Annotated in this window: 21 protein-coding genes, 1 tRNA gene and 1 riboswitch; of the genes, 13 read left to right on the top strand and 9 right to left on the bottom strand. The window is 67.3% G+C overall.

Annotated elements, in window-relative coordinates:
* Window positions 1–146: 146 nt before the first annotated feature.
* Window positions 147–2,285 (top strand): hybrid sensor histidine kinase/response regulator, encoded by a 2,139-nt coding sequence (locus ACW177_RS00730; protein ID WP_492026765.1) that lies wholly within the window; start codon window positions 147–149, stop codon window positions 2,283–2,285.
* Between the two features lie 6 nt (window positions 2,286–2,291).
* Here ACW177_RS00730 and ACW177_RS00725 read toward each other — a convergent pair whose 3' ends face one another.
* Window positions 2,292–4,679 (bottom strand): TonB-dependent receptor plug domain-containing protein, encoded by a 2,388-nt coding sequence (locus tag ACW177_RS00725; RefSeq protein ID WP_492026764.1) that lies wholly within the window; start codon window positions 4,677–4,679, stop codon window positions 2,292–2,294.
* A 158-nt stretch (window positions 4,680–4,837) separates the two neighbouring features.
* On the opposite strand from ACW177_RS00725, the gene ACW177_RS00720 reads away from it, so the two are divergent.
* Window positions 4,838–4,972 (top strand): hypothetical protein, encoded by a 135-nt coding sequence (locus ACW177_RS00720; RefSeq protein WP_492026763.1) that lies wholly within the window; start codon window positions 4,838–4,840, stop codon window positions 4,970–4,972.
* Between the two features lie 420 nt (window positions 4,973–5,392).
* Window positions 5,393–6,442: a ribonucleotide-diphosphate reductase subunit beta gene (locus ACW177_RS00715; RefSeq protein WP_492026762.1), complete on the top strand. Its 1,050-nt coding sequence runs from the start codon at window positions 5,393–5,395 to the stop codon at window positions 6,440–6,442.
* Between the two features lie 10 nt (window positions 6,443–6,452).
* On the opposite strand, the gene ACW177_RS00710 is transcribed toward ACW177_RS00715, so the two are convergent.
* Window positions 6,453–6,932: a hypothetical protein gene (locus tag ACW177_RS00710; protein ID WP_492026761.1), complete on the bottom strand. Its 480-nt coding sequence runs from the start codon at window positions 6,930–6,932 to the stop codon at window positions 6,453–6,455.
* 144 nt (window positions 6,933–7,076) lie between these two features.
* On the opposite strand from ACW177_RS00710, the gene ACW177_RS00705 reads away from it, so the two are divergent.
* Entirely contained in the window at window positions 7,077–7,340 is a 264-nt protein-coding gene (locus ACW177_RS00705; protein ID WP_492026760.1) for a hypothetical protein, read from the top strand.
* A 3-nt stretch (window positions 7,341–7,343) separates the two neighbouring features.
* On the opposite strand, the gene ACW177_RS00700 is transcribed toward ACW177_RS00705, so the two are convergent.
* Complete coding sequence (locus ACW177_RS00700; protein ID WP_492026759.1) at window positions 7,344–8,816, bottom strand: sensor histidine kinase; 1,473 nt, start codon at window positions 8,814–8,816, stop codon at window positions 7,344–7,346.
* Window positions 8,813–9,562 carry a TVP38/TMEM64 family protein gene (locus ACW177_RS00695; RefSeq protein WP_492026758.1) on the bottom strand — a complete coding sequence of 250 codons (750 nt, stop codon included), beginning with the start codon at window positions 9,560–9,562 and terminating at the stop codon, window positions 8,813–8,815. The genes ACW177_RS00700 and ACW177_RS00695 overlap by 4 nt, the downstream gene beginning before the upstream one ends.
* A 126-nt stretch (window positions 9,563–9,688) precedes the next feature.
* On the opposite strand from ACW177_RS00695, the gene rpmH reads away from it, so the two are divergent.
* Genes rpmH through yihA form a run of 4 tightly spaced genes read left to right on the top strand, consistent with a single transcriptional unit; the run spans window position 9,689 to window position 12,703 of the window.
* Window positions 9,689–9,823, top strand: coding sequence for a 50S ribosomal protein L34 (gene rpmH, locus ACW177_RS00690; protein ID WP_003164000.1), 135 nt, complete (start codon window positions 9,689–9,691; stop codon window positions 9,821–9,823).
* A 29-nt stretch (window positions 9,824–9,852) separates the two neighbouring features.
* On the top strand, window positions 9,853–10,257 hold the full coding sequence (gene rnpA, locus ACW177_RS00685) for a ribonuclease P protein component (RefSeq protein WP_492026757.1): 405 nt from the start codon (window positions 9,853–9,855) through the stop codon (window positions 10,255–10,257).
* Window positions 10,254–12,053, top strand: coding sequence for a membrane protein insertase YidC (gene yidC, locus ACW177_RS00680; protein WP_492026756.1), 1,800 nt, complete (start codon window positions 10,254–10,256; stop codon window positions 12,051–12,053). The genes rnpA and yidC overlap by 4 nt, the downstream gene beginning before the upstream one ends.
* Window positions 12,050–12,703 (top strand): ribosome biogenesis GTP-binding protein YihA/YsxC, encoded by a 654-nt coding sequence (gene yihA, locus ACW177_RS00675; RefSeq protein WP_271165477.1) that lies wholly within the window; start codon window positions 12,050–12,052, stop codon window positions 12,701–12,703. Before yidC ends, yihA begins: the two co-directional genes overlap by 4 nt.
* Window positions 12,704–12,784: 81 nt before the next feature.
* Here yihA and ACW177_RS00670 read toward each other — a convergent pair whose 3' ends face one another.
* The gene (locus ACW177_RS00670) at window positions 12,785–15,634 is read right to left on the bottom strand and encodes a M16 family metallopeptidase (protein ID WP_492026755.1); all 2,850 of its coding nucleotides are present in this window, start codon (window positions 15,632–15,634) and stop codon (window positions 12,785–12,787) included.
* A 194-nt stretch (window positions 15,635–15,828) separates the two neighbouring features.
* Here ACW177_RS00670 and ACW177_RS00665 point away from each other — a divergent pair, with 194 nt between their 5' ends.
* Both ACW177_RS00665 and ACW177_RS00660 read left to right on the top strand, forming a co-directional pair.
* Window positions 15,829–17,067 (top strand): argininosuccinate synthase, encoded by a 1,239-nt coding sequence (locus tag ACW177_RS00665; RefSeq protein ID WP_271165479.1) that lies wholly within the window; start codon window positions 15,829–15,831, stop codon window positions 17,065–17,067.
* Between the two features lie 24 nt (window positions 17,068–17,091).
* Window positions 17,092–17,673 (top strand): GDP-mannose pyrophosphatase, encoded by a 582-nt coding sequence (locus ACW177_RS00660; protein ID WP_492026754.1) that lies wholly within the window; start codon window positions 17,092–17,094, stop codon window positions 17,671–17,673.
* A gap of 3 nt (window positions 17,674–17,676) precedes the next feature.
* Here ACW177_RS00660 and ACW177_RS00655 read toward each other — a convergent pair whose 3' ends face one another.
* The 3 genes from ACW177_RS00655 to ACW177_RS00645 form a co-directional block, all read right to left on the bottom strand.
* Window positions 17,677–18,240, bottom strand: a complete 564-nt coding sequence (locus ACW177_RS00655; RefSeq protein ID WP_492026753.1) for a TMEM165/GDT1 family protein — start codon at window positions 18,238–18,240, stop codon at window positions 17,677–17,679.
* 30 nt (window positions 18,241–18,270) lie between these two features.
* Window positions 18,271–18,453: riboswitch (yybP-ykoY riboswitch) on the bottom strand.
* A 55-nt stretch (window positions 18,454–18,508) separates the two neighbouring features.
* Window positions 18,509–19,840, bottom strand: coding sequence for an acetyl-CoA hydrolase/transferase family protein (locus ACW177_RS00650; protein ID WP_492026752.1), 1,332 nt, complete (start codon window positions 19,838–19,840; stop codon window positions 18,509–18,511).
* A gap of 86 nt (window positions 19,841–19,926) precedes the next feature.
* Complete coding sequence (locus ACW177_RS00645) at window positions 19,927–20,664, bottom strand: phosphatase PAP2 family protein (protein ID WP_492026751.1); 738 nt, start codon at window positions 20,662–20,664, stop codon at window positions 19,927–19,929.
* Window positions 20,665–20,997: 333 nt separating this feature from the next.
* Between ACW177_RS00645 and ACW177_RS00640 the strand changes: the two genes are divergently transcribed.
* Both ACW177_RS00640 and ACW177_RS00635 read left to right on the top strand, forming a co-directional pair.
* On the top strand, window positions 20,998–22,887 hold the full coding sequence (locus ACW177_RS00640) for a ribonucleoside-diphosphate reductase subunit alpha (protein WP_492026750.1): 1,890 nt from the start codon (window positions 20,998–21,000) through the stop codon (window positions 22,885–22,887).
* Window positions 22,888–23,059: 172 nt separating this feature from the next.
* Window positions 23,060–23,923 (top strand): lipid A-modifier LpxR family protein, encoded by an 864-nt coding sequence (locus ACW177_RS00635; protein ID WP_492026749.1) that lies wholly within the window; start codon window positions 23,060–23,062, stop codon window positions 23,921–23,923.
* Between the two features lie 25 nt (window positions 23,924–23,948).
* Here ACW177_RS00635 and ACW177_RS00630 read toward each other — a convergent pair whose 3' ends face one another.
* The gene (locus ACW177_RS00630) at window positions 23,949–25,706 is read right to left on the bottom strand and encodes a gamma-glutamyltransferase family protein (protein WP_492026748.1); all 1,758 of its coding nucleotides are present in this window, start codon (window positions 25,704–25,706) and stop codon (window positions 23,949–23,951) included.
* A gap of 148 nt (window positions 25,707–25,854) precedes the next feature.
* Here ACW177_RS00630 and ACW177_RS00625 point away from each other — a divergent pair.
* Window positions 25,855–25,931, top strand: a tRNA-Arg gene (locus tag ACW177_RS00625).
* Window positions 25,932–25,945: the final 14 nt, after the last annotated feature.

The raw sequence follows: 25,945 nt of genomic DNA, 5'->3' as shown, positions 1-25,945 counted from the left end.
GGACACTCCGAAAGGGCGGCCGACGCCGCATGCACCGCCCTGAATACGGCCCATTCGACCGCTTCCGCAACAGCGCACCGGCCATGCGGGATTCTACTTAACCGGGGGGCAACGGGATTCTTAAGCAATCCCCGTCATCTAAGACCATGGACGGGAGCACACAGACATTGGGGCGCGGGCGGTGGCGGTTCTTCCGCCACGACGCCGGACGCGAGGCCGGGCCGCCGCCCTGGTTCTATGTCCTGCTGTTCGTCGCCGCTCTGGGCCTGGGGCAGTGGAGCATGGCCACCCTGCACGCCACAGTGTTATGGCCCGCCAATCCCGTCCTGCTGGCCGCCGTGCTTCAGCTCCCCCGGCGCAAGGCCCGGGGCGTGTTGGTCGGCTGTGTCCTGCTTAATCTGGCCAGCAATATCGTCAGGGGGGATCCGCTGCTGTTCGTGGTGGCGAATGTCGCCCTGAACCTGTTGCAAGTCGTGGTCGCGACCCTGCTGGCCCGACGCCTGTGCGGGGCGGCCCTGGACATGACGCGACCCAAACGCCTGCTGCGTTTCGCGGTCGGCGTGGCCCTTCCCGCCGTCGCCCTGTCGACGATCCTGGCGGGGTTGATCGTCATCCTGGCCCGCGGGATGCCGCTCGAGGTTCTTCAGTTCCGCCTGCACCATCTGTTCGACATGGAGCTGCTGGCGATGATGATCGTCACGCCGGCCCTGCTGCTGGTGGCGCGCAAGCACCGGTTCCGGAATGTCGCCCAGACCTCGCGGGTCGAGGTCTTCGCCCTGGCGGGTCTGATGATCGCGGCGGTTCTGTGGGCCTTCAGTCAGACGACGGCGCCGATCCTGTTCATCATCTTCCCGCCCCTGATCCTGCTGGCTTTCCGGCTGTCGCCGCCGTGGACGGCCGGCGCCGTCATCGTCGTCTCGGCGATCGGCGCGGGGGCGACCCTGTCCGGCCACGGTCCCGTAGTGCTGACCCGGCTGAGCCAGGATCCCGCCCTGGCCGCCGTGCCCGCAGTGATGCGCCAGATGAACGTGCTTCACCTGTTCCTGCTGAGCGTCGTGGCCACGGCCCTGCCGATCACCACCCTGTCGACCGAGCGCCGGCGTCTGTTTGAACGCCTGCGCGCCCGCACCGATACGGCTGTGGCGGCCTTGCAGCGGGCTGAGGAAGCCGATGCGGCCAAGTCCCGCTTCCTGGCCATGATGAGCCATGAGATGCGCACCCCCCTGACCGGGATCACCGGCTATGCCGACCTGCTGTCGCGCCATCCCGAACTGGACGCCGAGGGCCGGCGTCAGGTGGAGGCCGTCCACCAGTGCGGCGAGGCCATGCTGCGCCTTATCGAGGATCTGCTGGAGATTTCGAGCGGCGGCGGCGAGGTGGCGTCCAAGCCGGTGGACATGCGCGCCCTGCTGAATGAAGCCATGGGCCCGGCGCGCGAATGGGCCGCCGTGCGGGACCTGGACTTTGTCGTGACCTTCGCGCCCGGCGCCGACGGCGCGGCCCTGACCGACGGCCGGCGTCTGCGTCAGATCCTGCACCATCTGGGTATGAATGCGGTCAAGTTCACCGGCCGGGGCGGGGTGCGTGTCCTGGTCGATCGGCGGGACGACCGGCTGCGGGTCGAGGTTCATGACACGGGGTGCGGCATGACCGAGGACGTCCTGGCCGGCATCTTCAGCCTGTTCGAACAGGGCGACGCCAGCACCGCTCGCGCCCATGAAGGCGCCGGCGTGGGACTGGCCCTGGTCAAGACCCACATCAACCGGCTGGGCGGCGCCGTCTCGGTCGAAAGCGCGCCCTTCGAGGGCACGACCTTCACCGTCGAGATCCCGGCCCCCGCCGTCGAGGTCGCCGCCGCCGAGACCCTGCCGGTTCAGGACCGACGGATGCGGGTCCTGATCGTCGACGACCATCCGTCCAACCGCGACCTGATGCGGCTCATGCTGGAGGCCGCCGACTGCGAGACGGCCGAGGCCTGCGACGGCCGCGAGGCGGTTCAGGCGGTGCGGAGCGGCGATTTCGACCTGGTGCTGATGGATGTGCGTATGCCGGTGATGGACGGGGTCTCCGCCACCCGCGCCATCCGCGCCCTGGACGGTCCGGCGGCCGAGATCGCGGTCCTGGCCGTCACCGCCGAGGCCATGCCCGAGGATGTGGCCCGCTGCCTGACCGCCGGCATGGACGCCCATCTGGCCAAGCCGATCACCCAGGCTCGGCTCTACGCCGCCATGGACCAGGCCATGGACGCCGCCGAACACAGGATCGACGACGTCCAGGCGGCTTAAGCTTGCCTACCAGGTCAGGTTGACCCGCGCATAGACGAACCGGCCGTTGAAGCCGAACGGCGAGTTGTAGGGATAGCCCAGCACCCCGTTCGAGTTCAGCGACGCCGGCGTCGCGTCCGGATATTCGTCGAACAGATTGTCCGCCCCGACCGCCAGCCCGACCCGGTCGGTCAGCTGATACCGGCCCTCCAGATCGATCACCGTCTTCTCGCCGGTATGATAGTCGTTGGCCTCGATCGAACCCGGTTGCAGCACGTCGCCGTAATAGGTGGCCCGCAGGGTGGCGCCCCACTTCTGCAGCCGCCAGTCGGCGCCGGCCGAGACCTTCACGTCCGGCGTGCCCTCTTCGATGGTCAGGATGCGCTGGCGGCCGAACAGGCTGGGCGCCAGGTCGGTGTCCAGCGACACGTCGTTGAAGTTGGCGGCCACGGTGAAGTCGAAATCGCCCACGCTGTCGGTCGGCAGGCGATAGCGACCCACCACGTCCACCCCCTCGGTCGTGGTCGAGACCCCGTTCAGGAAGAAGCGCGCCGCCTGGACCCCCAGCGGGGTCAGCAGGGTCGGGTTGCGGATCAGCTCGGACAGGACGATCTGGTCCTCGATGTCGATCTTATAGGCGTCCACCGTCAGGTCGAAGGCCCCCAGCCGGACCACGGTGCCCAGCGAATAGTTGGTTGAGGTCTCGGGCTTCAGCGGTTTGCCGCCCAGGGCCATGCCCACCGCGCTGGTCGAGGGGAAGGTGCCGGTCTCCACCACCGCCCCATCCTGGATCACCGACGAGGTCGAGGTGAAATAGGATTGTTGCAGCGACGGGGCGCGGAAGCCGGTCGAGACCGAGCCGCGCAGGGCGAAGTTGCGCGTGAAGTCATACCGGCCCGACAGCTTGCCCGTCTGGGTGTCGCCGAAGTCGGAATAGTCTTCGAACCGCACCGCCCCGGCGACCGTCAGTTTCTCGGTGATCGGCAGTTCGATGTCGGCGTAGGCGGCGAAATTGTCGCGATCCACGTCCACCTCGTTCGAGGGTTGGAAGCCGGGGAAGCCCTGGGCCCCGCCCGACAGGGCCGTATTCGACCCCAGCGGCCCGCGATTGTAGCTCTCGGGCTGGCCCGCCTCGATCTGATAATTCTCCCAGCGCTGCTCCAGACCCCAGGCCAGGTTCAGCGGCCCGCCCGCCAGGCCGGCCTCGAACGGCCGGCTGAAGTCGGCGCCCAGCACCAGCTGGTCATAGATCAGGCTGCCGGAATCGAAACTGGTCAGGGAGGCGGCGCCATAGGTGGAGTTCAGCGAATCCTCGGTGCGGAAATCCAGCGCGTTGCGGCCATAGACCAGGCTGACGTCGGCGTCCCATCCGGCGATGACGCCGCGCAGGCCGCCGGCCAGCGACACGTCCTGCGAATTGACCGCCACCTTGGGCAGGAAGCCGTTCGGATAGACGGCCGTGACGTTGTTGACGTTGTCGCGCAGGCGCGGGAAGGCGGCGCCGGAGCTGTCGCGGTCCTGATAACCGGCCCAGCCATAGGCCTCCCAGCCATTGCCCAGTCCCTTGCCGGCGTTGGCGAAGACGGTCCACTGCTCCACGTCCGGATCGCCGAACCGGGCGGTCACGGCGCCGTTGGCGGCCGCGCGGGGATCATAGTCGGAGCGGTTGGTCGACTCGCGGTTCAGATATTCGGCCGACAGGGTCAGGAAGCCGTCGTCGCCCAGGGCGAAGCCTTGCCAAGCCGAGGCGGTCGTCGTGGCGCCGTCCTCCTCGTCGCGCTCGCCGCGCGCGGTCTTCACCGTGGTCAGATACTGGCCATAGGTGACGCTGGCGCCGCCGCCGCTCGAGGCCTGCTTCAGTCGTAGATTGACCACCCCGGCGATGGCGTCCGAGCCGTACTGGGCCGAGGCCCCGTCGCGCAGCACCTCGACCCGGTCCAGGGCCGCGGTCGGGATGGCGTTCAGGTCCACGGCGGCCGAGCCGCGTCCGACGACGCCGTTGGTGTTGACCAGGGCCGAGGCGTGGCGGCGCGTGCCGTTGACCAGGACCAGGGTCTGGTCGGGCGACAGGCCGCGCAGGGTCGCCGGACGGATCGAGTCGCTGCCGTCGTTGGCCGAGGGGCGCGGGAAGGTCAGGGACGGCACCGACTGGGCCAGGGCCGTCGCGAACTCGGTCGTGCCCCGGTTTTGCAGGCTCTGGGCCGTGACCACGTCGACCGGCGCCAGGGTGTCGAGACGCGAGCGATTGGGCACGCGGGTGCCGGTGACGACGATCTCGTCCACGGTCGCGGCTTCATTCTGGGCGGCGTCCTGGGCGAAGGCGGGCGCGGCGCTCAGCAGGGCGACGGCGGAGACGGTTGCGAGAAGAGCGGGGGCGAGAAGCGCCGGCGAGGCGGCTCGGAAGGCGGTGCGCATTGAGAGATTTCCTGATGATTGTTTCTTGGCGCGCACGGGCGCGCGGAACCGGCGTCTTCGACGTCCGGCCTATGGAATGGATCTGACGGATCGGGCGGCTTCAGCCGCTACATCGTCCGCCGCGCCGATAAAGGCCGGCCTTTGTCAGGACTTTGGACATGATCGTCTCCGACCGCGCGGTCAGGGGGAGCGCCTCGCGGTCATGGCCATATCAGGGCGAAGATGCGGCGGGTCAATGCGCGGGCGGCGCCATGTTTGCTGGCGGCATGGTGCAGAAAATCTACAAACGGTAACGTCCTGCTAAAGGGACAGGCTGGCGTCACCTCTCCGCGCGCGAAGGCGCGTGGGGAGGACAGGTCGCGCTTGCGACCAGGCGGGGGCGACTCCGACGGTGGTGAGACCACGCCAGCGTCAGACACCGAGTCGCCCCCTCCTGGCGTTCGCTGACGCTCCCGCCTGTCCTCCCCGTCCGCCTTCGCGGACGGGGAGGTGAGCGAGAGCGCGACGGTTTTTACGACACGCCGCTGCGTTCGCCGGCATGGACGGTCGGCGGACCATCCCCAGGCCCGTCCCCAGTTTCCTCAAGCGGAACCACAAGATGTAGCGGGTAGGACAATTTTGATCACCACATAGATGATTTCCGGCTTGGCGCCGGGCGTGCGGCGTCGCATGGTGAACCCCTCTCCGGAATCGCAGTTTTCAGGTCCAGTTCGATGAACGCCATCACCCCGATCATCCGCCCCGACCGCGCCGGTCTTCTGACGCCCTCCGCCGCCTACAAGCCGTTCCGCTATCCGTGGGCGTTCGACATGTGGAAGAAGCAGCAGCAGGTCCACTGGATGCCGGAAGAGGTGCCGCTGGGCGAGGACGTCAAGGACTGGGCCTCGACCCTGAACGACAACGAACGCAACCTGCTGACCCAGATCTTCCGCTTCTTCACCCAGGCGGACATCGAGGTTCAGGACAACTACATGGAACGCTACGGTCGGGTGTTCAAACCGACCGAGGTCAAGATGATGCTGGCCGCCTTCGGCAACATGGAGACCATCCATATCGCGGCCTACGCCCTGCTGCTCGAGACCATCGGCATGCCCGAGAGCGAGTTCGGCGCCTTCATGGAATACGAGGCCATGCGGGACAAGCACGACTATATGGGCCAGTTCGGGGTCGATTCCGACGCCGACATCTGCCGGACGCTCGCTATGTTCGGCGGCTTCTCGGAAGGGGTTCAGCTGTTCGCCTCGTTCGCGATGCTGATGAACTTCCCGCGCATGAACAAGATGAAGGGCATGGGCCAGATCGTGTCCTGGTCGGTGCGTGACGAAAGCCTGCACTGCGAGGGCATCATCAAGCTATACCACGCCTTCAACCAGGAGACGGGGGCCGTCACCAAGTCGGTCGCCGACGACATCGTCGACTGCTGCAAGACGGTGGTGAAGATGGAGGACAAGTTCATCGACCTGGCCTTCGAAATGGGCGCGGTCGACGGCATGACCCCCGAGGACATCAAGCAATATATCCGCTTCATCGCCGACTGGCGTCTGCGCCAGCTGAAGCTGCCGGAAGTCTATGGGGTGACGGAGAACCCGCTGCCCTGGCTGCAATCCCTGCTGTCGGGCGTCGAACACGCCAACTTCTTCGAGGCGCGCGCCACCGAATATTCGAAGGCTGCGACCCAAGGCAACTGGCACGGCGCCGACGGCGTCTGGACCGAGTTCGACCGCATGATGGCCCGCCGCGACATGAGTCTGGTTGCGGGCTGAGCCTGACGGCCTATTGCGGCGTGGGGCTCGCGCAGGCGCTTCTCACGCCCAATGCGCACAGCCGCACCCGCTCGCGCCAGGCCGCATAGTCGCGGTCGTACTGGTCCTGGGCCGCGCGGGTCGCCTCAGCCGCCGCACGGGCCTGGTCCTCGATCCGGCGGACCTCGATCTGATGCCGGGCCAGGGCCGCATCATACTCCAGCCGGGCCGCCTCGTCGGCCCGGTCGGCCAGGGCGTTCTGGGCCGCGATCTCGTCGTTCAGGGCACGGGTCAGCCGCAGCTCTTCCTCGGTCTGTTTGGAGTCGTCGGCCCGGTGATAGGCCTCGCCCCGCGCCCGCTCCATCGCCTCGCGCGCCGCCGGGTCATTGGGATCGGGCAGGGCGCGCTGGTCGCGGTAGGGGTCAGTAGCCTCCTGCGGGGCGGCCTGGGGCCCGGCCTGGGCCGACGTCGCCGCCAGCAGGGCGCAGATCAGGGACGCGCGGATGATCATGGACATCTCCAGGGTTCGGACCCAGCTTGGCCTTTGCGAAGCTCCGCCGCAACAACGCCCGCGTGACGAAAAGGTGGCGCCCGACGCGGCTTCGCGTCATGGTCGAGGTTCTCTCTGACGCCAACCCCGCCACCGAGCCCGTCCATGATCCTCAGCACCTCGTCCGGAGACTTCCCCATCCCCGCCGAAGTGGCGCGTCAGTTGCCCAACGTTCCGCCTCTGCCCGATCCGGCTGCGCCCAACGCCAAGTTGCAGATCGAGGACTTCCGCCACTGGCTGGACGCCTCGCCCGAACACGCCATCGACTACGAACGCCTGCGCCGCTGGCATCTGGTGCAGGACGAACTGGCCGCCCAGGCCAAGGCGTCGAACCGCGCCTTCGTCGTCTCCGACGACGGGCTGGAATAGGGATCAGGCGGGCAGCCTAAGCTCGAACACCGCCCCGTCACCGTTGCTGGGGACCAGCCTCAGCTCGCCGCCGTGCAGGGCCGCCAGCTCGCGCGATATGGTCAGGCCCAGACCCGATCCGTCGGAACTCTTGGAACTGACGAAGGGCTCGAACAGCCGTTCGGCCAGGCGCGGCGGAATGCCGGGGCCGTCGTCGGCGATGCGGATGACGCACAGCCGGTCCTCGCCGAAGGCGCTGACCGTGATCGCCCCCTTGCCCCGCCGCTCGGCCGGACGCCCCCCATCGGCCTCGATGGCCTGCCGCGCGTTGCGCATCAGATTGACCAGGATGCGATACAGCTGATCCGGATCGGCCTCGACCGCGAACCGGGCGGGCAACTGCTTGACCAGCCGCACTCCGTCCGGCTCCAGCCCCGCATCCTCGGCCGCCAGGGTCAGGGCCTTGGTCAGGACCACGCGGGTCTTCTGGGGCGCCGGCTCCTCGCTGCGACCATACTCCAGCACATTGCGCGACAGGCTTGCGGCCCGGCTCAGCGCCCGCTCCAGTCGAGGCAGGGCCTTGGCCACCTGCGGATCCGCCGAGGTCGCCAGCCGCTCGGACGCCATCTGGGCCGAGGTCAGCATGTTGCGCAGATCATGGTTGATCTTGGCCACCGCCTCGCCCAGCGCCACCAGCCGGGCGCGCGAACGCAACGATTGACGGACCTCCTCCTGCATCCGCGACAGTTCGCGCTCGACCCGGCCGATTTCGTCATGCCGGTCGGAGGGGGGCTCGGCCTCGCTCTCGGGATCGGCGGCGAACCGCTCCATCGACCGGGTGACCCGCCGCAGGGGGCGCAGCACCAGCAGGGCCAGACCGCCGTAGAGCAACGCCCCCGCCGTCAGGGACACCAGCAGGGACACCAGGAGGCTGTTCAGCAGGAAGGCTTTCAGCTCCAGTTTCAGCGGCTGGGCCGAGGTGACGATCTCGATGAAGTCGCCCGAGCGATAGCGGGGCTTGGCCTGGACCCGCAGCGACCGGTCCGGATGGCCGAACAGGGTGCGCCAGGGGTCGGTCAGCCGCGCCCAGCTGTTCTGCTGACGCAGGTCGATCAGCTCGGGCGCGCGCGGCAGATTGGGGGCCTGGAGCAGCAACCGTCGCACGCCCTGTTCCGTCAGGGCCACGGCCTGGACGCCGCCGATCCGCATCAGCTCGGCCGCCGTATCGTCCTCGACCGCGCTGTAGGGCAGGGCCTCGACGCCGACGGAGGCCAGTTCCGCCGCCTGGAGCCGGTCGCGCAGCCAGCGCTCGTGGAAGGCGGCCAGGTTCGGCCCCATGATCAGGGCCTCGACCGCCAGGGTGAAGGCTACGGTCAGCAGCAGCAGCCGCGCCGACAGGCCGTCGGGCGCGCGAGGGCGCAGCCGCTCGCGCCAGGTCTCCACCGCCTCGGGCGACAGTTTCAGCGCCGCCGCCGCCTTGTCGAACAGGGGGCTCATGCCGGCGCGGTCTCCGTCTGCCGGGCGCGGATCATCTGGACCAGTTTGATGCCGATGGGCAGCAGCAGGGACAGGAAGGCCACCCCCATCAACGGCCAGAAGAACTGGCGCAGCAGCATCGGTAGGTCCGGCCGCACCCCGGCCCGCAACAGGTCGCCCAACTGCGATCCGATCCAGGTGTAGATGAAGGTGGACGGCAGCAGGCCGATGAAGGTGGCGATCACATAGGGCCGCAGCGGCACGGCCATCATGCCCGCCGTGGCGTTGACCAGGACGAAGGGCACGCTGGGGATGACGCGCAGGGTGAACAGGGTGGTGAAGGCGTTGCGGTCGATCCCCTTGGCCAGCCGATCCATGAAGCCGGCGTCGGCCTCGAACTTGGCGCGCAGCCAGGTGCCGATCGAGGTGCGATAGACGGAATAGATGACGACCGAGCCGATTGTGGCTCCGCTGGCCTGGGCCAGGGCGCCGACATAGGGACCGAACATCATCCCGCCGAGCAGGGTCAGGAAGACCGGCCCCGGAATGGTGGAGGCGGTGGCGAGGGCGTAGACGGCGATGAAGGCGACCAAGGCGATCCACCAATGGGTCTGGGCGTAGGCCTGGAGATTCAGCCCGTGCTCGCGGATAAGATCCATCGACAGATAGCGGTTCCAGCCCAGGGCGAAGAAGGCGACCACCAGGCCGGCGATGACCGCCAGCGGCAGCAGTCGCAGGGCCCATTCCTTCGCCGTTCGTTTCGCCATACGCTCTTCATTCCCGAATTGCCGTCCGAGCGTTGACTCACGCGGACATGCGACTTATACGCCCGCCCTTCCTGCGACGGACGCCTCTTGCCCCGCCGCCCAACCTTTTAACGTCAGGAGCCGACCGTGAAGCGGACCTATCAGCCGTCGCGACTCGTGCGCAAGCGCCGTCACGGCTTCCGCAGCCGGATGGCCACCAAGAACGGCCAGAAGATTGTTGCGCGCCGTCGCGCCAAGGGCCGCAAGCGCCTGACGGCGTAAGCGGCTCTCGCGTCCGGAGCCAAGGACGCATGAGCGACCCTTTACAGATCAAACGTCTGTTGCGGCGGCCCCAGTTCCTGGCGGCCGCCAAAGGCGTTTCCGAAGCGCGCGGCGGCGTGGTGATCCAGAGGCTGGAGCGCGGCGACGGATCGCCGCATATCGGCCTGGGTTTCACCGCCACCCGCAAGATCGGCGGCGCGGTGGTCAGGAACCGCGCCAAACGCCGTCTGCGCGAGGCGGCGCGGGCCATGTTGCCTGTCCATGGCGTGCCCGGCAGCGACTATGTCTTCATCGCCCGCATGGGCACGACCGAGCGTGCGTGGGACCGTCTGCTTGACGACGTGAAATCGACGCTTACAAGGCTGGCGACACCGAAGGCCGCCCGGCCTTCGCCCGCCCGCGCCCCATCCGGCCAGGACCGCCCGAATCCATGAAAAACGAGAACTCGCGCAACACGATCATCTTCATCGTGTGCTCGGCCCTGATCCTGGGGGTCTACTGGTTCGCCGTGCTGCGGCCGCAGGCCGAGCGCCGCGCCGTGCAGCAGCAGGCCCAGGCCGAACAGTCGCAAACGGCCGAGAACGCCGCCCGCACGGCCTTGAGCCCCCAGGGAGCGACCTTCGTCACCGACCGCAGCCAGGCGCTGAGCACCGCCGCGCGCGTGCCGATCCAGTCGGGCACCCTGAAGGGGTCGCTGTCCTTGCAGGGCGGCCGCATCGATGACCTGTTCCTGACCGATTACAAAGAGACGCAGGACAAGCCCGAGCCGGTCGAGCTGTTCCGCCCGCAGGGGATGCAGAACGCCTATTTCGCCCAGTTCGGCTGGACCGGCCCCAATGTGGTCGGCGGCGTGCCGGGACCGAACACCGTCTGGCGCCTGACCGCCGGTTCGACCCTGACCCCGACCAGCCCGATCACCCTGACCTGGGACAACGGCCAGGGCCTGCGCTTCACCCGCCTGGTGTCGGTCGATGATCGCTATGTCTTCTCGGTCAAGGACACGGTCCAGAACCTGGGAACCCAGGCCATCACCATCGCCCCCTACGGCAGCGTCCAGCGCCAGGGCGTGCCGCCGCTGGCCGGTTCGTCCCACATCGTCCACGAGGGCGCCATCGGCACCTTCGGCAAGCCGGGCGCCTATCGCACCGAGCAGAAGAAGTACAAGGACTGGCTGAAGGAGCCGCGGATCAAGAACGCCTCGACCGGCGGCTGGCTGGGCATCACCGACAAATACTGGCTGGCGGCCCTGCTGCCGCAGCAGGACGAGGCGGTCGAAACCGAATTCCGCGTCCGTGACGTCAACGGCGGTCAGCAGCTGGAAGCCAATATCCTGGGCGCCACCCGCACCATCCAGCCGGGCGCGACCGCGACCGAGACCCAGCGCCTGTTCGCCGGCGTCAAGCGGGCCGAGGTGCTGAAGACCTATGAAGAGAACCTGGGCCTGCCGCGCTTCGTCTATGCGATCGACTGGGGCATGTTCTGGTTCCTGACGCGCCCGATCTTCTGGATCCTGGAGAACGTCTACGGCCTGGTCGGCAGCTTCGGCGTCGCCATCCTGGCCCTGACCGTCATCGTCAAACTGGTCATGTTCCCGCTGGCCAACAACGCCTACGCCAGCATGTCCAAGATGCGGAACCTCCAGCCCAAGATGGAGGAGATCAAGACCAAGTTCAAAGACGACCCGCAGAAGCAGCAGCAGGAGACGATGGCCCTGTACCAGAAGGAGAAGATCAATCCGGTCGCCGGCTGTCTTCCGCTTCTGCTGCAAATCCCGGTGTTCTACGCCCTGTACAAGGTGCTGACGGTCACCATCGAAATGCGTCACCAGCCCTTCCTGGGCTTCATCAACGACCTGTCGGCGCGCGACCCGTCGGTGGTGTGGAACCTGTTCGGCCTGATCCCCTGGGATCCGGCGACCCTGCCTCTGCTGGGCGCCCTGCTGGTCGGGCCGCTGGGCATCGGCCTGCTGGCGATGGCCTATGGGCTGACCATGTGGTTGCAGACGGCGATGAACCCGCCGGCGGCCGATCCGGTCCAGCGTCAGATCTTCCAGTTCATGCCGCTGGTCTTCACCTTCATCATGGCCCCGTTCGCGGCGGGTCTGCTGGTCTACTGGGCCTGGTCGAACATCCTGACCATCCTGCAGCAGTATTACATCATGCACCGCTACAAGGCGGAGAACCCGATCGACGACTTCATCGCCCGTATCCGGAAGACGAAGGCCGCGTGATCGACGAAACCGAGTTCACCCCTGAGGACATCGAGGCCGCGCGGATCCTGTTCGCGCGGCCGGCGACCTTCATCATGGGCGCCGCCAAGATCGAGCAACTGCCCGATCCCGACCTGCCCGAGATCGCCTTCGCCGGTCGGTCGAATGTCGGCAAGTCCAGCCTGATCAACGGCCTGGTCGGGATGCACAAGCTGGCCCGCGCCTCGAACGAGCCGGGCCGGACGCGCGAGGTCAACTTCTTCGACCTGGACGGCCGTATGCGTCTGGTCGACCTGCCCGGCTACGGCTGGGCCAAGGCGTCCAAGACCACGGTCAAGAAGTTCCAGGACCTGGGCCGCGACTATCTGCGCGGCCGAGTGACGCTGAAACGGGTCTATCTGCTGATCGACAGCCGCCATGGGCTGAAGAGCGTGGACAAGGAGGCGCTGGATGCGCTGGACCTGGCGGCCGTCAGCTATCAGATCGTCCTGACCAAGGCCGACAAGCTGAAGAAGGGCGAGGGCGAGGCCGTGCAAGAGGCCACGTTGAAGGCCATCTCCAAACGCCCCGCCGCCTTCCCGGTGGTGGCCCTGACCTCTTCCGAGAAAGGCCTGGGGCTGCCCGAACTGCGCGCCGAGATCATGCGCACGACCGGGGCGACGCTGGACTGATCCAACCACGACGGAACGAACAATGAGAAAAGGCCCGGAGATCGCTCTCCGGGCCTTCTTCGTTTCAGGCTGTGGCCCGTCCTACTGGGCGGCCGGCGCCGCCGAGCGGACCTCGACCGGCAGGCCCAGGGCGTCGAGTTGCGGCTTGACCACCGAGGCGTCGCCGACGACGACCCAGACGAAGCGCGACGGGTCGAGGGCGGCTCTGACCGCCGCATCCATCTGCGCCGCCGTCAGGGCGTTGGTGCGAGCGGCGACCGTCTCGGGATAGTCGTCCGGGCGGCCCAGCATGTCGTTGCCGCGCATGGCGCCCAGAACCGCCCACGAGGTCTCGTAGCTGCCGGCCAGGCGACGGGTGTTGCCGTTGACGGTGCGCTCCAGCTCGGCCGGGGTCACGCCCTTGCCGCCCTTCAGGAAGTCGTTGAACTGGGCGTTCAGCGCGGCGATGGCCGGACCGGTCTGGTCGGCCTGAACCGGGGCGGTGACCAGATAGGGGACGCGACCGACGAAGCCGGCGGCAGAGGCGTTGACCCCATAGGACCAGCCCTTGGTTTCACGCAGATCCGAGTTGATGCGCGACAGGAAGTCGTTGCCCAGCACATTGTTGGCCGCGTTGAACACCAGCAGATCGTCCGTGCCCTGAGCCGCCAGAACCTCGCCGCCCAGGATGTAGGACTGCGGCGACTGCGGCCGGTCGATCAGCACGATCCGGGACGTGGTGGCCGGGATGGAGCCCGAGAAGTCCTTCGTGCCCTTGGCGACGGCGGGGGCGGTCCAGCGGCCGAACTCGGCCTCCAGAACCGGGGTGATTTCCGACAGGGGCTTGTCCGAGACCACGAAGATCTTGGCGTTGTCGGGCCGGATCCATTCGGCGTAGTCGGCGCGGATGTCGGCCTCGGTGATCGCCTTGACGCTGGCCTCGTCGCCATTGCCGCTGAAGGGCCGGCCATAGGGGCTGGATGCGCCGTAGATCAGTTCCGGCAGGGCGCGGTTGGCCAGGGCGGCCGGCTGGGTCCGTTCGGCGGCGATGCGCGACAGGCGGGTGGCGCGTAGACGCTCCAGCTCCGGCGCGGCGAAGGCCGGGTTCTTGACCACATCGGCCAGCAGGGCCACCGACGGCTTGAGGTTCGGCGTCACGGCCGACAGCTGGACAACCGAGCGGTCCATCGAGGCGCCGGTCGAGATGGTGGCGCCCAGGGCTTCCTGGGCCTCGGCCAACTGGGTCGCATTCAGGGTGCGCGTACCCTCGTCCATCAGGTCCAGCATCAGGCTTTGCAGACCCAGTTTCGACGCGTCGTCGGCGGCCAGGCCGGCGTCGAAATCGATGGCGATCTTGGTCGCGGGCACCGCGTCACGCTGGGCGTAGACTACCTCGACGCCGTTCGACAGGCGGGTGCGCTGGACCGACGGGAAATCGACGTTGGCGACTGCGGCGATCTCGGGCTTGGGCATACGGGCCACACGCTCGATCGGCGGGGCGGGGGTGTGGTTGGCCCCCGACGGCGCCTCGGCCGCCTCTTCATAGGCTTCGCGGTCGCCCGGAAGGGTCGTCAGCGTATAGGCCGGACGGGTCAGCCATTTCTGCATCGCCGCCTGGACCTGGGCCGGGGTGGTCGCTGCATAGGCCTGGAGCTCCTTCTTGTAGTGTTCCGGATCGCCGGCGTAGAGCTGGCCTTCGGCCAGGGCGACGGCCTTGCCGCCGAAGCCGCCGACCTGTTCCAGCCCCTGGACGGTGCGCGAGACATACTGGGTCTTGACCCGCTCCACCTCAGCTGCGGTCGGGCCGTCGGCGATCAGGCCGTTCAGGATCTCGCGGGCGCGGGCCTCGACAGCCGCCGGGTCCTGGCCCGGCTTCACGTCGATGGTGATCTCGAACATGCCGACGCGATGATAGGCGCCGTTCGAGGCGCTGACCGAGACGGCGCTCTGCTCGCCGCGCACCAGGGCGTTGTCCAGGCGCGAGCTGGCCAGGCCGCCCAGTACCGATGCGCCGATGTTGAGAGGCACGGTGTCCGCATCCAGCATGCCGGGCACGGCCCAGCTGATCTGGACGCGGGCGTTGGAGACGCGGTCGCGCGTGGTCTCGCTGATCGGCGCGGATAAGGTCGGGACAGGCGCCTGGGCGGGATTGTTGACCGGACCGCGCGGGATGGGGCCGAAATATTTCTGGGTCAGTTCACGCGCCTTGGCGGGCGTGATGTCGCCGGCCAGGACCAGCACGGAATTGTTGGGACCATAGTTGGAGCGGAACCAGTCGCGCACCGTCTCCATCGAGGCCGCGTCCAGGTCGGCCATCGAGCCGATGGTCGAGTGGCGATAGGGGTGGCCTTCGGGGAACAGGGCTTCGAGTTGCTTGTACTCATTCAGGCCATAGGGCTGGTTGTCGCCCTGGCGCTTCTCGTTCTGGACGACGCCGCGTTGCAGATCGAGCGTCTCCTGGGTGATGGCGCCCAGCATATAGCCCATGCGGTCGCTTTCCATGAACAGGGCCTGTTCCAGCGCCGGGGTCGGGACGGTCTCGAAATAGTTGGTGCGGTCGAACCAGGTGGTGCCGTTCATGTCCGTCGCGCCCATGTTGCGCATCGGGGTGAAATAGCTGCCGGGCGCATTCTCGGACCCGCCGAACATCAGGTGTTCGAACAGGTGGGCGAAACCGGTCTTGCCGGCCGGTTCGTCCTTGGAGCCGACGTTGTACCAGACCGACACGGCCACGACCGGGGCCTTGTGGTCCTCGTGCACCAGGACGGTGAGGCCGTTGTCGAGGGTGAACTTGGTGTAGGGAATATCGACTTCAGCGACCAGTTCGGACACAGGCGCGGCCTGGATCGCGGGGGCGGCGGCTTGAGCCGGCGCCGCGGGCGCCGAGGCCCAGACCGGAGTGGTGACCGCCAGAAGGGCGGCCGCAGCGACGAGGGAACCTGTGCGGCGCATGGAAGACATCCTTGGGTTACAGTTGGACCGGACCATAACGATGGTCGGTGCACTGGCAACGCGGCCCATCGAACATGAACAAAGCTTCATCTTCGCGCACCCGAGCCCCGGAAAAGGTTGCATCGCCGGACCCCCGGTCTTATGCGCGCGTCAACTCCCCGATCCCTGCTGCTGAGTTTACTGAAAGAGCCGCCATGTCCGCCCCCGCCGACAAGCCCGTGAAGAAAGTCGTCCTCGCCTATTCGGGCGGGCTGGACACCTCGATCATCCTGAAGTGGCTTCAGACCGAATATAACGCCGAGGTCGTGACCTTCACCGCCGACCTGGGCCAGGGCGAAGAATTGGGCCCGGCGCGCGAGAAGGCGCTGAAGCTGGGCATCAAGCCCGAGAACATCTTCATCGACGATCTGCGCGAAGAGTTCGTGCGCGACTTCGTCTTCCCGATGTTCCGCGCCAACGCCCAATATGAAGGCGACTATCTGCTGGGCACCTCCATCGCCCGTCCGCTGATCTCCAAGCGCCAGATCGAGATCGCCCGTCAGGTCGGCGCCGACGCCGTCTGTCACGGCGCGACCGGCAAGGGCAATGACCAGGTCCGGTTCGAGCTGGGCTATTATGCGCTTGAGCCCGACATCCGCGTCATCGCTCCCTGGCGCGAGTGGGAGTTCCGCAGCCGCGAGGCCCTGCTGGACTTCGCCGAGAAGAACCAGATCCCGATCGCCAAGGACAAGCGCGGCGAGGCGCCCTTCTCGGTCGACGCCAACCTTCTGCACTCCTCCTCCGAGGGCAAGGTGCTGGAAGACCCGGCGGTCGAAGCGCCCGAGTTTGTCCACCAGCGTACCATCTCGCCCGAGGACGCGCCGGATGTGGCGACCGTCATCGAAATCGGTTTTGAGAAGGGCGACGCCGTCTCGATCAACGGCGAGGCCATGAGCCCGGCCACGATCCTGACCGCCCTGAACCAGTACGGCCACGACAACGGCATCGGCCGTCTGGACCTGGTCGAGAACCGCTTCGTCGGCATGAAGTCGCGCGGCGTCTATGAGACCCCCGGCGGGACCATCCTGATCGCGGCCCACCGCGGCATCGAAAGCATCACCCTGGACGGCGGCTCCATGCACCTGAAGGACCAGCTGATGCCGAAATACGCCGAGCTGATCTACAACGGCTTCTGGTTCTCGCCCGAGCGCGAGATGCTTCAGGCCGCCATCGACAAGAGCCAGGAAAACGTCTCCGGCACGGTCAAGGTCAAGCTGTACAAGGGCAATGTCTCGGTCATCGGCCGCGAGAGCCCCAACAGCCTGTACGACCAGGATCTGGTGACCTTCGAGGAAGGCGTCCAGGCCTATGACCACAAGGACGCCGCCGGCTTCATCAAGCTGAATGCGCTGCGCCTGCGCGTCCTTGCCAAGCGCGACGCCCGCAAGGCTTAGCGCCAGACCGCCCGAGGGAAGCCGATGACCGTCAAGGACCGTCTCAGGATCCACGAGACCCGGCTTCTCTCGGACAACTGGTATGTGCTGAAGACCACCCGGTTCGACTGGAAACGGCGCGACGGCGTCTGGCAGACCCAGAATCGGGAACATTACGACCGGGGCAATGGGGCGGTGCTGCTGCCCTACAATCCGGCGGCGCGCACCGTGCTGCTGGTGCGGCAGTTCCGGTTGCCGGCCTATCTGAACGGTTATGACGACCTACTGATCGAGGCGGCGGCCGGCCTGTTGGACGACGCCGAGCCCGAGGTGCGGATCCGCGCCGAGGTCGAGGAAGAGCTGGGCTATCGTCTCGGCGCGGTGCGCAAGGTGTTCGAGGCCTTCATGAGCCCCGGCTCCGTCACCGAAATCCTGCACTTCTTCGTCGCCGAATATGACGCGTCCATGCGGATCGGCGACGGCGGCGGCCACCCGGACGAGGGCGAGGACATCGAGGTGCTGGAGCCTACGCTGGACGAGGCCCTGGCCATGATCGCCGACGGCCGCATCCGCGACGCCAAGACCATCATGCTGTTGCAGCATCTGGCCCTGACCGTCCTGCGCTGAGGATCAGGACGCCAGCAGAATCCACAGGCCCGTGGCGGCGAAGCCCGCCGCGGCGGCGAGCCGGATCCATTTCAGCGGCAGTTTCTTCGCCGCCGTCTCGCCCAGCAGGACGGCGGGGCCGTTGACCAGCATCATGCCCAGGGTCGATCCGGCCACGACGAGGGGCAGGTTCTCGAACCGGGCGGCCAGCATGGCGGTGGCGACCTGGGTCTTGTCGCCCATCTCGATCAGGAAGAAGGCCGAGGCGGTGGTCCAGAAGATGGCCCAGAAGCCGCGCTGAACCTCGCCCCTTTGCTCCTCCAGCGTGTCGGGGATCAGGGCCCAGGCGGCGAAGCCCAGGAAGGCGACGCCGACGATCCAGCGCATCCAGTCGCCGGTGATGAAATGGGCCAGAACCGTGCCGGCCAGGGCGGCGAAGGCGTGGTTCAGCAGGGTGGCGGCGAGAACGCCCAGAATGATGGGGGTCGGCCGTCGCCAGGTCGCCGCCATGACGATGGACAACAGCATGGTCTTGTCCCCGATCTCCGCGATGGAGACCAGGCCGGTCGAGATCAGAAAGGCTTCCAAAAGGAACCTGTGTGCGCGGGAGCCTCGGCGGACGGACCTGTGGCGTTCGCAGCCGGGCCCCGCGTGGACATCCCTGCGAAAGCCGCCGGTCTTGCCGTGATCCGGACCTAAAAAGGTCTGGACCGTTCCCGCACCATCCTCTCCGGGAGAGGAAGTATGTTGATGCGAGCCCCGCTGATGGTTGCGGGCGGCTACTCCCCGATGACGCGGCGGGGTTTAGGCCGCGAGGTTGGAAATGAAAAGGCGATAACGACTCGCAAGATTGGGCTCAGATCAGCCCCTGGCGCCCGGCCTCCGCCATCAGGTCGTCGCGGAACTGGGGCGCGGCCAGGGCGATCAGGGCGCGGGCCCTTTCGCTGGTCGATTTGCCCTTCAGGTTGGTCCAGCCGTGTTCGGTGACGATGATATGGACGTCGTTGCGGGGCGTGGTGACGGGGCCGTCCAGCTGGGCGACGATGCGCGAACAGGTCCCCTTGGCCGCCGTCGCATGACAGGCGATGATCGACTTGCCGCCGTCGGACCCATAGGCGCCGCGCACGAAGTCCAGCTGTCCGCCCGAGGCGGTGAACTGGCGGCCGTTCAGGAATTCCGAACAGCAGGCGCCGCTCAGGTCGATCTGAAGCGTGGCGTTGACCGAGACCATCTTGGCATTGCGCGCGATCACGGCCGGGTCGTTGACGTAGGAGACGGGACGGGCCTCCAGGCCGCGATTGCCGTCCAGGAAGTCATAGGTGTTCTGGTCGCCCATCGAGAAGGCGAAGACCCCGACGCCGGGGTGCAGGGTCTTGCGCGCGTGGTTGGCGACGCCGGCCTGCATCAGCTCAACCAGGCCCGGCGTCAGCATCTCGGTATGGACCCCCAGGTCGCGGTGGTCCTTCAGAGCGTCGCAGACGGCGTTGGGCAGGGCGCCGATCCCCATTTGCAGCGTCGCCCCGTCCTCGACCAGACCGGCGATGATGCGGCCGATAACCAGATCCGCCGGCTGGGGCTCGGCCCTGGGCACGACCAGCAGGGGGGCGGCGTGTTCGACGATGCCTGACACCCTGGAGACATGGACGGTGCAGTCGCCGAATACGCGCGGCATGTGCGGATTGACCTCGACCACGATGGTCCGCGCCGTCTCCGACACCGGCTTGGCGTAGTCGGTATTGGTCCCGAAAGAAAAGAATCCGTCCGCATCCATCGGCGAGACGGTGCAGACCAGGGCGTCCACCCCGACCTCGTCGCACAGCAGCCGGGGCGACTGCTGGAAGCCGGTCGGGATGAACTGGACCGGATTGGGCCGCCCCTCCTCGAAGGCGCGCTGCTCCAGCCGGCGTTCGACGGCGCTGTGGAACAGGCTCCACGGCCGGATCCGGTCCATCAGCTCGTAGCGCAGCACCGTGTCGCCGGCGATGGCGGTTGAGAGCAGATAATAGAGGTTCACATCCTCGACCTCGCCCCGCTCGGCCCGTTCGGCCAGGGCCTTCAGCAGGGCGGGGGGCTGGGACACGCCCAGGCCCATGGCGACCTTGGCGCCCGACCGGATCAGGGCGGCGGCCTGGTCCGGGGTCTTCAGCCGTTCGGCATAGAGGGCGGCATAGGGGGCGGCAGGGTCCATGGCGTGTCTCCCGTTTGCGCGCCGCTCTGTTCAGGTCGAGGCGGCGTCGTGGGGCAGACTATCCTGCGTCTGACGGCAAAGCGGGTCTAGACTTTGGTCGGATCGCCCAAGGTTTCCGACTCTGGCGTTTCGGCTTCCATCGGCGACGGCTCGTCCTGCAGGGACGCCTGATGGCCCTTCTGCCAGCGCGCGACCCCATAGGCGACCAGCCATAGAACCATGGCCCAGGCCGAGCCCACCGCCCAGCCGGCGAAGACGTCCGTGGCCCAATGGGCGCCCAGATAGATGCGGGTCAGGCCCACCAGCAGGGCCATCAGAATGCCGACGCCCAGGACGAAGATCTTGAACCTCTGGCGCGGAAAGGCGCGGGTCAGCATGACGGCGACGCTGAGATAGAAGACGGTCGACAGCAGGGCGTGGCCGGAGGGGAAGCTGGCGTTCAGCGTCTCGACCGCCTGCATGGCCGCCGGCGGGCGCTCGCGTTCGAACACCGCCTTCAGCCCCTCGCTCAATACCACGCCGCCGATCAGGCCCAGGGCCAGCAGCAGGGACGACAGCCATTTCCTCTGGCTCAGCAGGAAGACAATGACGATCAGGGCGAACAGGCCCAGCACCGATAGGCCGCCCAGCGAGGTAATGTCGGCCGCCGCCTCCTTTAGCCACCACGGACCCCACGGGCGGCCGGGGTCGTCGGCATAGGGGCGCATTAGGGCCAGCACCTGCTGATCAAGGGCCTGGCCGTCGGCCTCGGTCATGTCGTCGGCGATCTCGATGAAGCTCATGACGCCCAGGGCGGCGACGAGCAGGGCCGTCAAAGCCGCCATCTCCGTGCGCGCAACCGTCAGGGCGCGTATCAAAAAGGGACGGAAATCGAAAACGGCCATGGCGCGCAAAACGGCCAAGCTCGCCCTATGTTCCGATCACGCGTTCGTGATCTCGCGCCTGCGAAGGCCGCCAACGGGTTTGCTGGCTTGCTCGCTGGATTTTCCCCAGGCGTGGACGACTTGTCCGACCGATTCGCCGACAAAGCGAGCGTCAAGACGTTGACGGGTTATTAGGCATGTGCGCCCTATATGTGGGCTCGGGGAGCGACGAAGCCACTAGATGATGTGGTTACGGCGCAGGTGGCTCTAGGCTGTTTATTGTTCAGGACGCAGATGACCATGGCTGGCGGCGAGGCTTTGAAGACGACGGAATTCCAAGGTGTTGTGACGAATACGACCCCTGAGAAGCCGCATCTGACTGTCGTGAAATCGGTCCAGGTGGATCGTTCGCGCGACGCCCTGCTGACCGACTTCGGCAAGAAGACCCTGGAAGATCGCTACCTGCTGGCGGGCGAAAGCTACCAGGACATGTTCGCCCGCGTCTCGACCGCCTTCTCGGACGACGCCGAGCACGCCCAGCGCCTGTACGACTATATGAGCCGCCTGTGGTTCATGCCGGCGACCCCGGTCCTGTCGAACGGCGGCGCGGATCGCGGCCTGCCGATCTCCTGCTTCCTCAACGCCGTCGGCGACAGCCTGGATGGCATCCAGAGCGTCTGGAACGAGAACGTCGCCCTGGCCTCGAACGGCGGCGGCATCGGCACCTACTGGGGCGGCGTCCGCTCCATCGGCGAGAAGGTCAAGGGCGCCGGCAAGACCTCGGGCATCATCCCCTTCATCCGCGTGATGGATTCGCTGACCCTGGCGATCAGCCAGGGCTCGCTGCGCCGCGGCTCGGCCGCCGTCTATCTGGACATCCACCATCCCGAGATCGAGGAGTTCCTCGAGATCCGCAAACCCTCGGGCGACTTCAATCGCAAGTCCCTGAACCTGCACCACGGCGTCAACGTCACCGACGAATTCATGGAGGCGGTGAAGGCCGGCGCCACGTTCGACCTGAAGTCGCCCAAGGACGGCGCGGTCATCAAGACCGTGGACGCCCGCTCGCTGTGGACCAAGCTGCTCGACATCCGGATGCAGACCGGCGAGCCCTATATGATCTTCTCGGACACGGTGAACCGCCAGATGGCGCCGCACCAGCGCGACCTGGGCCTGAAGGTCAAGCAGTCGAACCTGTGCGCCGAAATCATGCTGCACACCGGCCGCGATCACCTGGGCGTGGACCGGACCGCCGTCTGCTGCCTGTCGTCGGTCAATGCCGAGACCTTCCTGGAATGGCGCGAAGAGCCCAAGTTCATCGAAGACATCATGCGCTTCCTGGACAATGTGCTGGAGGACTTCATCCGCCGCGCCCCGGAGGAAATGAAGGCCGCCGTCTATTCGGCCAAGCGCGAGCGTTCGGTCGGCCTGGGCCTGATGGGCTTCCATTCCTTCCTGCAAGGCCAGGGCGTCGCCTTCGAAAGCGCCATGGCCAAGTCGTGGAACATGCGCCTGTTCAAGCACCTGCGTCGCGAGGCCGACAAGGCCAGTCGCGTCCTGGCTGAAGAAAAGGGCCCGTGCCTCGACGCCGAGGAGCGCGGTGTGATGGAGCGGTTCAGCCACAAGCTGGCCATCGCCCCGACCGCCTCGATCTCGATCATCTGCGGCGGTACGTCCGCCGGCATCGAGCCGATCCCGGCCAATATCTACACCCACAAGACCCTGTCAGGCTCGTTCGCGGTCAAGAACCCCTATCTGGAGCGTCTGCTGGACGAGAAGGGGATCAACACTGAGTCGGTCTGGAACTCGATCCTCGAACACGAGGGCTCGGTCCAGCACCTGGACGCCCTGAACGAGGACGAGAAGGGCGTCTACAAGACCGCCTTTGAACTGGACCAGCGCTGGGTGGTGGAACTGGCCGCCGACCGCGCGCCGGAAATCTGCCAGGCGCAGTCGCTGAACCTGTTCATCCCCGGCGACGTCAACAAATGGGACCTGCACATGCTGCACTGGTCCGCCTGGGAACGCGGCGTGAAGTCGCTGTATTATCTGCGCTCCAAGTCGGTGCAGCGCGCCGCCTTCGCCGGCGCCGAGGACAAGGCCGAGGCGGTCATCGACCCGAACCAGCCCGACCTCTTTTCCATGCCCAAGACCGACTACGACGAGTGCCTGGCCTGCCAGTAAGTCTGTCAGATCCAAGACCGAAAGGGCTCCGCGACGCGGGGCCCTTTTTCACGTCTGGAACCCCTGCGTGGCGCCGTCGTTTCAAAAGGGACCAAAGAGTGTCGTGAAAATGTCTGTTGGAGTCTGGTTGTACCTGGTGCAAGCTGGAGAACAGCGGACGGTGGGAGACCGAATGCGTGTTGTGGTGTGGAGCGTTGGAGTAGGGATCGTCCTGGCGACAGCCGGCGTCGCCGACGCGCGCGCCCAGGCGACGGTGCCGAACGCCTTCGACGAAGCCCCTGAAACACCTCAGACTTTGACCGCGCGCCTCAATGAGCCGGGTGGTTTCCGCGTCGCTCCCGACGCCCGGTTTGGATCCGAAATCGAAATCAGCGCGCCCCTGCGGCCGGCTGAGACCCAGGGTTTGGCCGCCACCAGCCGCAACGACATCTGGATCGACCGCAACGCCTTTACCGATCGTGTCACTCTGGAAACCGCCGGGCGCCTGCGTCGGGCCGACGGCTCGCCCCTGCCGGTCACGCCGGTCGACCGGGCCGAGCTGGAGGCCGAGGGCTATGATTTCCGCTATGTTCGCGGCTTCCGCGGAGCGGTGAGGCATACCGCGTCCGGCCTGGAAGTCAGCCTGACCCCGCACGCCGGCTTCGGCGTCGGCAGCGACGGTGGATCGGCCGAGGCCGGCGCCACCTTGAAGATCGGCGAAGGCCTGGATCGTCTCGCCCCCGACGGAACCGCGCGCTTCGGCGAACGTCCCCGGTGGTATCTGTACGCCGCCGGGTCCGGCCGCGCGGTCGGCTATAATTTCGCCCGCACCCGCGACGGCGACTACGCCCGTTCCGGCTATACCCAGGATCGCGGCGGTTTCCTGGGCGACGCCTCGGTCGGCGTGGCCTATCGCCGGGGCGACGTCCAGACCTCGGTCGGTCTGGTCTATCGCGAGATCGACGCCGGCAAGGGCCTGCGCGGCATGAACGGGCTGGACACCGACGTGGATGAAGGCCTGATCGCCTTCCAGCTGTCGATCAAGCCGCGCCGCTGATCCGCACCTTCGGGTCGCCGATCCGTCAGCGAACCTCCGACACCGCCACGCCCTCTCGCCTCGGATCCGCACCGCCGTCCCACCGGCCGTCGCGCCACATCGCCCCGTGCAGGCCTGAGGTCTCGGTCGCATTGGGCCGCAGGCTTATCCCCGCCTCCGCCAGGGCGTCGCGGATGTCCGGCGCGATCAGGGCGGTGTCGGCGCCGACCATCTCGCCCCGCACCACCAGATTGGGCAGATTGATCGCCTCCTGCACCGGCAGGTCCCAGTCAATGATCCCAACCAGGGCCTTGGCCACATAGGCCAGGATGCTGGACCCGCCCGGCGAGCCGATGGCCCCGACCAGACGGCCCTGGCGATCCAGGATCAGCACCGGCGTCATCGACGACCGCGGCCGCTTGCCCGCCGCCACCGCATTGGCCGCCGGATGGCCGTCCTCCATCGGCGTGAAGGAGAAGTCGGTCAGCTGGTTGTTCAGGAAGAAGCCTTCGACCATCCTGCCGTTGCCGAAGATGCTCTCGACCGTGGTCGTCATACTGACCGCATTCCCCTCGGCGTCGACGATGACCATGTGCGAGGTGCCGCCCGGCTCGGCCGTCCGGTCTTCGCCGCGCGGGGGCGATCCCGTGGGGGCGCCGGCCGTCGCCGGACCGTTCAGGCTGGGAGCCAGGGCCGCGCGCGACGCGACATAGTCCGGATCCAGCAGGCCGGCGATCGGCACGCCGACGAAGTCCGCATCCCCGATATAGCGGTCGCGGTCGGCGTACATTAGGCGCTGCAACTGCCCGAACGCGACCCAGGCGGCCGGGCTGTCGGCGCCCTTCTGAAGGTCGGGCGTCTGTTCGGCCATTTCCAGGAACTGCAACAGCGCCACGCCGCTGGACGGCGGCGGGGGAACGCAGACGACATAGATCCGATAGGGCCGGCACAGGGCGTCGCGCCGCAAGGGCCGATAGGCGGCGATGTCCGCCTCGGTCAGGCCGCCGGGGCGCGGCCCTTCCGCCACTGTCCGCGCGATCTCCTGACCGATGCGGCCGCCATAGAACAGCTGGGGCCCTTCCTCAGCCAGGGCCGCCACCGTCCGGGCGTAGGCGGGGTTCTTCAGGACGTCGCCGGCCTGATACCGCTCGCCGTCCGCCTTGGTGAAATAGGCTTGCGCCCACCGGCTGCGCGCCTGGGGCACGGGGCCGTTGATCATGCCGGCCAGGCGCGGGCTGACCTCGAAACCGTCGCGCGCCAGCCGTTCGGCCTCGCCGAACAGATCGCGCCACGCCAGCTTGCCGTGATCCTTCTGCGCCATCGCCAGCATGGCCACGGCGCCCGGCGCGCCGGTCGAACGGCCCGACAGCAGGGCGTCGACGAAGCTCAGCGGCTTGCCGTTCTCGTAGAACAGCTCGGGCGTGGCCGAGGCCGGCGCCGTCTCGCGCCCGTCATAGGCCGTCACCCGCCCGGTGGCCGCCTCATAGCTCATCAGGAAGGCCCCGCCGCCCAGACCCGACGACTGCGGCTCCACCAGGCCCAGGACCGCCTGCACGGCCACCGCCGCATCCACCGCCGACCCGCCCCGCCGCAGCACCTCCATCCCCGCCTCGACCGCCAGCGGATTAGCCGCCGCCACGAAGGGCCCGCGCGCGGGCGTTTCAGTCTGGGTTTGGGCTTGGGTCCGGACCTGAACCGGCGCGCCCGGCTCGGCCCTGCTTTCTGTGGGCCGCCCACCGGTCTGACACCCGGCGACCAGAACAGGAATGAGCAAGGCGACGAGGCGACGGCTGAACAGAGACATGGGCGTGGTCCGGACGAGGGAGGGCGTCGCCTCCCGACCTAGGCCGTCCCGGACCCCACGCCAACCGCCCGTCGCGCATAAACTGCATTCCGCCGCTTGCGCCCGCCGATTTCTACCGCTAAAGACCCGCCCTCGCCGCAAGGCAGCCGCACCCGTAGCTCAGCTGGATAGAGCACCAGACTACGAATCTGGGGGTCGGGCGTTCGAATCGCTCCGGGTGCGCCATCTCTTTTCATTGA

This window comes from Brevundimonas sp. AVps23W, assembly GCF_058681395.1.
Note: the sequence above shows the minus strand (reverse complement) of the source record. Positions and strands in the feature narration are given on the sequence as shown.

Coding starts and splice junctions, on each gene's coding strand:
- ACW177_RS00645 (WP_492026751.1), bottom strand. CDS start 20,664: ATGGCGGCTTTGACGGCCCTGCTCGTCGCCGCCCTGGGCGTCATGAGC.
- ACW177_RS00695 (WP_492026758.1), bottom strand. CDS start 9,562: ATGGCGAAACGAACGGCGAAGGAATGGGCCCTGCGACTGCTGCCGCTG.
- ACW177_RS00715 (WP_492026762.1), top strand. CDS start 5,393: ATGAACGCCATCACCCCGATCATCCGCCCCGACCGCGCCGGTCTTCTG.
- ACW177_RS00710 (WP_492026761.1), bottom strand. CDS start 6,932: ATGATCATCCGCGCGTCCCTGATCTGCGCCCTGCTGGCGGCGACGTCG.
- ACW177_RS00660 (WP_492026754.1), top strand. CDS start 17,092: ATGACCGTCAAGGACCGTCTCAGGATCCACGAGACCCGGCTTCTCTCG.
- ACW177_RS00705 (WP_492026760.1), top strand. CDS start 7,077: ATGATCCTCAGCACCTCGTCCGGAGACTTCCCCATCCCCGCCGAAGTG.
- rnpA (WP_492026757.1), top strand. CDS start 9,853: ATGAGCGACCCTTTACAGATCAAACGTCTGTTGCGGCGGCCCCAGTTC.
- ACW177_RS00665 (WP_271165479.1), top strand. CDS start 15,829: ATGTCCGCCCCCGCCGACAAGCCCGTGAAGAAAGTCGTCCTCGCCTAT.
- ACW177_RS00725 (WP_492026764.1), bottom strand. CDS start 4,679: ATGCGCACCGCCTTCCGAGCCGCCTCGCCGGCGCTTCTCGCCCCCGCT.
- ACW177_RS00630 (WP_492026748.1), bottom strand. CDS start 25,706: ATGTCTCTGTTCAGCCGTCGCCTCGTCGCCTTGCTCATTCCTGTTCTG.
- ACW177_RS00670 (WP_492026755.1), bottom strand. CDS start 15,634: ATGCGCCGCACAGGTTCCCTCGTCGCTGCGGCCGCCCTTCTGGCGGTC.
- ACW177_RS00700 (WP_492026759.1), bottom strand. CDS start 8,816: ATGAGCCCCCTGTTCGACAAGGCGGCGGCGGCGCTGAAACTGTCGCCC.
- ACW177_RS00640 (WP_492026750.1), top strand. CDS start 20,998: ATGACCATGGCTGGCGGCGAGGCTTTGAAGACGACGGAATTCCAAGGT.
- yidC (WP_492026756.1), top strand. CDS start 10,254: ATGAAAAACGAGAACTCGCGCAACACGATCATCTTCATCGTGTGCTCG.
- ACW177_RS00650 (WP_492026752.1), bottom strand. CDS start 19,840: ATGGACCCTGCCGCCCCCTATGCCGCCCTCTATGCCGAACGGCTGAAG.
- ACW177_RS00720 (WP_492026763.1), top strand. CDS start 4,838: ATGATCGTCTCCGACCGCGCGGTCAGGGGGAGCGCCTCGCGGTCATGG.
- ACW177_RS00635 (WP_492026749.1), top strand. CDS start 23,060: ATGCGTGTTGTGGTGTGGAGCGTTGGAGTAGGGATCGTCCTGGCGACA.
- ACW177_RS00730 (WP_492026765.1), top strand. CDS start 147: ATGGACGGGAGCACACAGACATTGGGGCGCGGGCGGTGGCGGTTCTTC.